This window comes from Archangium sp., from assembly GCF_036389735.1.
Lineage (GTDB): Bacteria > Myxococcota > Myxococcia > Myxococcales > Myxococcaceae > Archangium.
The window spans coordinates 1-5,595 of the sequence record NZ_DASVWK010000280.1 but is presented as its reverse complement, the minus strand read 5'-3'; the positions used below and the strand labels follow the sequence as shown (position 1 = coordinate 5,595).

Annotated in this window: 2 protein-coding genes and 1 pseudogene; 2 read left to right on the top strand and 1 reads right to left on the bottom strand. The window is 72.2% G+C overall.

The window, feature by feature from the left end:
• Together VF794_RS09980 and VF794_RS09975 are read left to right on the top strand one after the other, a co-directional pair.
• A pseudogene (locus VF794_RS09980) lies at positions 1 to 819 on the top strand (hypothetical protein); the annotation flags it as partial.
• Positions 820 to 928: 109 nt separating this feature from the next.
• Positions 929 to 3,466 (top strand): GAF domain-containing protein, encoded by a 2,538-nt coding sequence (locus VF794_RS09975; protein ID WP_331109123.1) that lies wholly within the window; start codon positions 929 to 931, stop codon positions 3,464 to 3,466.
• A 10-nt stretch (positions 3,467 to 3,476) separates the two neighbouring features.
• Here the strand turns inward: VF794_RS09975 and VF794_RS09970 are convergent.
• Positions 3,477 to 5,595, bottom strand: a 2,119-nt coding sequence (locus VF794_RS09970) for a PAS domain S-box protein (RefSeq protein ID WP_331109122.1), incomplete at its 5' end; no start/stop codon positions are given.

Here is a 5,595-nt window from a genome sequence, read left to right as displayed (position 1 = left end):
ATTCACGTGGTGGAGCAGTTCCACGCGGACTGGACGCGAGAGGGCGTGGCCCGGGTGGGCCCGTGGCGCTTCCGGCTGGAGAGCCTGGGCTTCTGGCCGGGCGTGGCGCTGCTGACGCTGTCGCCGGGCGTGGCGCTGCTGGGCATGGTGGGCATGTGGCGCTCGTGGCGGGAGCGGCCGGACACGCGCTGGCTGGTGATCGCGGCGGTGGTGCCCGCCCTGTACTTCACCTTCCGCGCCACGGTGCTGCTGGACTTCCAGCCGCTGGGGCGCTTCACGGTGACGGAGCTGGCGCTGTTGCTGCCCTTCGTGGTGCCGGGCTTCGAGGCCACCCTGGGCCAGCGCGGGGCCGGCATGCGCAAGGCCGTGGCCGGGCTCTCCGTGGCGCTGGCGGTGGCCGTGCCGCTGGCCCTGGGCCTCTACACCTTCCGCAGGGATGGCGGCCTGCACGACAGCTTCCGGCCGGTGAGCCCCACTTCCACCAATCCGGTGCCCCTGATGCAGGTGGCCCACTTCCTCAAGGACGAGGTCGCCGCCAAGGGGGGCGCGGCCGTGCTCGACCAGGACCCGAACTACCTGGACCTCCAGCTCGCCTTCTTCTCCGGCCTGCCGGACGAGCGGCTCGCCCGCGTGCGCTGGGAGACCTTCCGCAAGCACCTGCGCGAGGCCCAGCCGGAGTACCTCGTGCGCTTCGACGGCGGCTCGCTGGTGGCCGACCCGGGCGCGAAGCTGGAGGGCCGCACGCTGACGCTCGATGGCGTGGCCTACGAGGAGCTGGACGGCTTCACCGCGCCGCTCCACGTCTACCGGCGCCGCTGAGCAGGGCCCGGGGTTGGCCAGGAGACAGACTCCTGGCCCCGCTCCCGCTCCCGTCGTTCCCTGTCCCGGAGGTCCATGGCCCGGAGTCTCGTTCCATGAGACAACCCGGATGCTGGGTTTCGGACACCGCTCCTCTCGCTACTCCCCCCCGGGCTCTCCCCTGGCCATGAAGTCCGCCGTACTGCTCTCCGCACCGTCGCCCATGCCCTCCCAGGCGAGCCTCCTGGTCGTCGACGACAGCCCCAACCAGCTCCTCGCCATCGAGGCGCTCCTCGCGCCCATGGGCCAGCGGGTGGTGACGGCCTCCTCGGGCCAGGAGGCCCTGCGGCTGCTGCTGCACCTGGACTGTGCCCTCGTGCTGCTGGATGTCCACCTGCCGGACATCAGCGGCTTCGAGGTGGCGCGGCTCATGCGCGAGCGCGAGCGGACGTGCCGCACCCCCATCATCTTCCTCACGGGGCTCTCGGACGACTCGGAGCTCACCGGCCGCGGCTACGACATCGGGGCGGTGGACTTCCTCTTCAAGCCCTTCGACCCGCGGGTGCTGCGCGCCAAGGTGGAGGTGTTCGTCGAGCTGTTCCTGCATCGCGAGCGGCTCGCCCAGCAGGTGGAGCACGAGAAGGCCGCGCAGGAGCGCTCGCGGCTGCTCAACCTCCTGGCGCAGACGCCGGCGGCCATCGCCATCACCCGGGGACACGACTTCGTCTTCGAGTTCGCCAACTCCCGCTATGAGCAGATGGTGGGCCGGCCCGTCCCCCTGGGCAGGCCCCTGCGCGAGGTGCTGCCAGAAGTCCCCTCGCAGCCCGCGGTGATGGCGGTGCTCCGGCACGTGATGCGCACCGGCGAGCCCTTCGTGGGCCAGGAGTTCCCGGTGGCGATCGACCGGCACGGGAACGGCACCCTGGAGGAGGCCTTCTTCAACCTCGTCTACCAGCCCCTCCGGGACGAGCAGGACCAGGTGGCGTGGCTGCTCACCCACGCGGTGGAAGTGACGGAGCAGGTGCGCTCGCGTCGCCAGCTCGAGTCCACCGAGGGGGCGCTGCGGGAGCGCGAGGGCCAGCTCCGCCTGATCGCGGAGGCCAGCGCCCTGTTCTCCCCCCTGGAGGACCGGGCCGTGCTCCAGCGTCTGGCCGAGCTGGTCGTGCCCCGGCTGGCGGACTGGGCGGCCGTGGACCTGCTGTCGGAGACGGGCGCGGTGGAGCGGGTGGTGGCGTTGCACAGCGAGCCGGAGAAGACGGCGCTCGCCTTCGAGCTCGCCCGCCGCTGGCCCATCGACCCGTCGGCCCACGGGGGCATTGGCCAGGTGCTGCGCACCGGCGAGCCCCTCCTGCTCGAGCGGATGCCCGACGAGCTGTTACCGCGCCTGGCGCGGAGCGAGGAGCACCTCGCGTTGGCGCGCACCCTGGGATTCAGCTCCTCGATGGCGCTCCCCCTCAAGGCGCGCGGGCGGGTGCTGGGCGTGCTCACGCTCGTGCAAGCCGAGAGCGGCCGACACTTCGGCGAGAAGGATCTGCTGCTCGCGCAGGAGCTGGCCCAGCGGGCGGGGCTCGCGGTGGACAACGCGCTGCTGTACCGCGAGGCGCGCGAGGCCCAGGGCCGTGCCTCCCGGCTCCAGGCGGTGGCGGCGGCGCTCTCCCGGGCCGCGACGCCGGAGGAAGTGGCGAGCGCCATCCTCACCGAGGGACTGCGGCATGTGGGCACGCACGCGGGCGCCGTCTTCCTGAGCGAGCCCGAGGGTGGCCTGCGCTGTCTCCAGGACGTGGGCTACGCCGAGGAGTTCATCCGCCCCTTGCGGCGCATTTCCCAGGAGGAGCGGACGCCCCAGCTGGACGTGGTGCTCTCGGGGGAGACGCGCTGGTTCACCTCCACCGAGGAGGTGGTGGCGGACTATCCCCACCTCGATTGGATGATGCGGGCCTTCGAGGCACGCGTCGGGCTGCCGCTGTGGATGGAGGGGCGCACCCAGGGCTGTCTGTGGCTGTCCTTCCAGGACCGGCGACACTTCTCCACCGAGGAGCGCGACTTCCTCACCGCGCTCGCGCAGCTGTGTGCCCAGGCGCTCGAGCGCGCGAAGCTGTTCGCGGTGGCGCGCGCGCGGGCGGAGCAGATGCGGCTGCTGGTCGAGGCGGGCAAGGGCTTCGTGGAGGCGGGTGGTGACCTGGACAGGTCCGTACGGGCCGTGGTGCGCAACGTGTCGGAGGCGCTCGGGGATGCCTGTGTGCTGATGCTGCGCGACGAGGTGACGGGGGCCGCGGAGATCGTCGCCTCGCACCACCCGGACCCGGAGGCGCTCGCGCTCCTCCAGGGGACGCTCCAGGGCAGCTACCAGTGGGCGGACGGCATCGCCCTGCGCGTGCTGCGCACCGGGGAGCCGCTGAGGGTGCCTCGCGTCCCCCAGGAAGGGCTGCTCGAGTCGGTGGTGCCCCAGGCGCGGCCCTTCATCGAGCGCTACGGCCTGCACAGCATCCTCATCGTCCCCTTGCGCGCCCAGGGGGAGATCATCGGCACGCTGGGCGTGTCCCGCTCGCGGCTGGAGGCGCCCTATACCTTCGAGGACCAGCTCCTCCTTCAGGAGCTGGGCGACCGGGCTGGACTGGTGGTGTCCCACGCGCGCCTGTTGGCCCGGGTGAAGCGGGCCACGCCGTAGCTCCGGCGACTCAGGCGCCGCGTGGCAGCCGCACCGTGAAGGTGGTGCCGTCCTCGGCGGAGGAGCGCACGTCGAGGCCGCCGCCGTGGCCGAGGACGATCTGCCGGGCGATGAAGAGGCCCAGGCCCAGGCTGCCCCGGCCCGTTCCCGACTCCGGCCCGCGCTGGTAGGGCTCGAAGAGCGTCGGCAGCAGCTCGGCGGGGATGGGGGCCCCCTCGTTGTGGATTTCGAGCAGGACGCCGTCCGCCTCGCCCCGGGTGGTGACGCGGACGGGCGTGTCCGGGGGGCTGTGCTGGAGGGCGTTGCCCACGAGGTTGGTGATGACCTGGGCCAGCCGGCCCTCGTCCCAGGCCCCCCGGCCGTCGCCGCTGGCGTGGAATTCGAGGGCGCGCTCGGGCCAGGCCAGCCGCACCTCCTCCACCACCCGATGCACGTGCTCGTGGAAGTCCAGGGGCCTGGGATTGACGGGGATGCCGCCCACGCGCGCCTGGGTGAAGTCCAGCAGATCCCGGATCATCTTCGTGGCCCGGTCCGACGCCGCGTAGATGCGGCTGGCGGCCTTCGTGGTGCGCTCGTCCACGTCCTCGCGCTTGAGCAGGGTGGTGGCCGACAGGGAGATGGCGTTGAGGGGGTTGCGCAGGTCATGGCTGACGATGGCCACCACGTCCTCGCGCACCCGGATGGCCTCCTGGGCCTGCTGGTACAGGCGCGCGTTGTCGATGGCCACGGCGGCCCGGTCCGCCACACCCCGGGCCACCTCCAGGTTCACCCGGTCGCGTTCGGCTCGGGGCCGCGTCCAGATGAGGTTGATGATGCCCAGCTTGCGGCCCCGGGCCACCAGGGGAACGAGGGTCACGGACTTCGGGCGGAGTTCCTCCAGCAGGGCCCGGTGCTCCGCGTTCCGGGCGGCGGCATCCAGCCACGCGGGGGTGACCTCCGGCACCACCACGGGCTCCCCCCGCTCCAGGGCGAGCGCCACGGGGCTCTGGCTCCCCATCCGGGGCGGGTAGGGTCTCGTCCGCTCGATGAGGTCGCGCAGCGCCGGCTCCCTCGTGGCGACCTCCACGCGGTGCAACTGCCCGTCCTCCCCGAGCAGATCCACCGTGCAGTAGTCGGCCAGGTGCTCCACGGCCAGCGAGGCGAACTTCCTCAGGGTGGTGGCCACGTCGAGCGACTGGGACAGCAGCGTCCCCGCCTCCACGAAGAGGGCCTGGGCCTGCTCGGCGCGCTTGCGCGCGGTGATGTCGCGCACGATGCCCGTGAAGAGGCGGCCCTGGGGCAGCAGCGTCTCGCTGACGGACAGCTCCATGGGGAAGACGCTCCCGTCCTTGCGCCGTCCCCGCACCTCGCGCCCGATGCCGATGACCTTGCGCTCGCCGGTGCGCAGGTAGTGGTCCATGTAGCCGTCGTGCTCGGCGCGGTACGGCTCGGGCATGAGGATGCGGATGTTCTGCCCGAGGAGCTCCGCGGGCGCGTAGCCGAAGAGGCGCTCCGTGGCCGGGTTGACGCTGTGGATGAGGCCCCGCTCGTCGATGGTGATGATGCCGTCCACCGCCGTCTGGAGGATGGCCTGGAGCCGCTGGGTCGTCTCGCGCAGCTCCTGCTCGGCGCGCTTGCGCCGGGAGATGTCCCGGGTGACCTGGGCGAAGCCGCGCAGCTGGCCCCTCTCGTCGCGCAGGGCGGAGAGGACGATGTCCGCCCAGAAGTGGCGCCCGTCCTTGCGCACGCGCAGCCCCTCCGCCCGGCAGTGGCCCTGGGTGGCCGCGGTCCGGAGGCACCGCTCGGGGACACCGGCCGCCACGTCCTCGGGCGTATAGAAGGTGGAGAAGTGCTGGCCGAGGATCTCCCCCAGCTTCCAGCCCTGGATGCGCTCGGCGCCCGTGTTCCAGCTCGCCACCCGGCCCTCCAGGTCGAGCATGATGATGGCGTAGTCCTCCATGCCCTCCACCAGCAGGCGGAAGCGCTCCTCGCTCTCGCGCAGGCCCTCCTCGACGTGCTGGCGCTGTCGGACGTACTCGGCCACGCCCTTGGCGATGCGGGTGGTGATGAAGGCGTTCAGGGTGCGCACCTCACCGAGGGTGATACGCGTGTCCTGCTCTTCCACCAGGTCGAGGATGCACTCGCGCAGC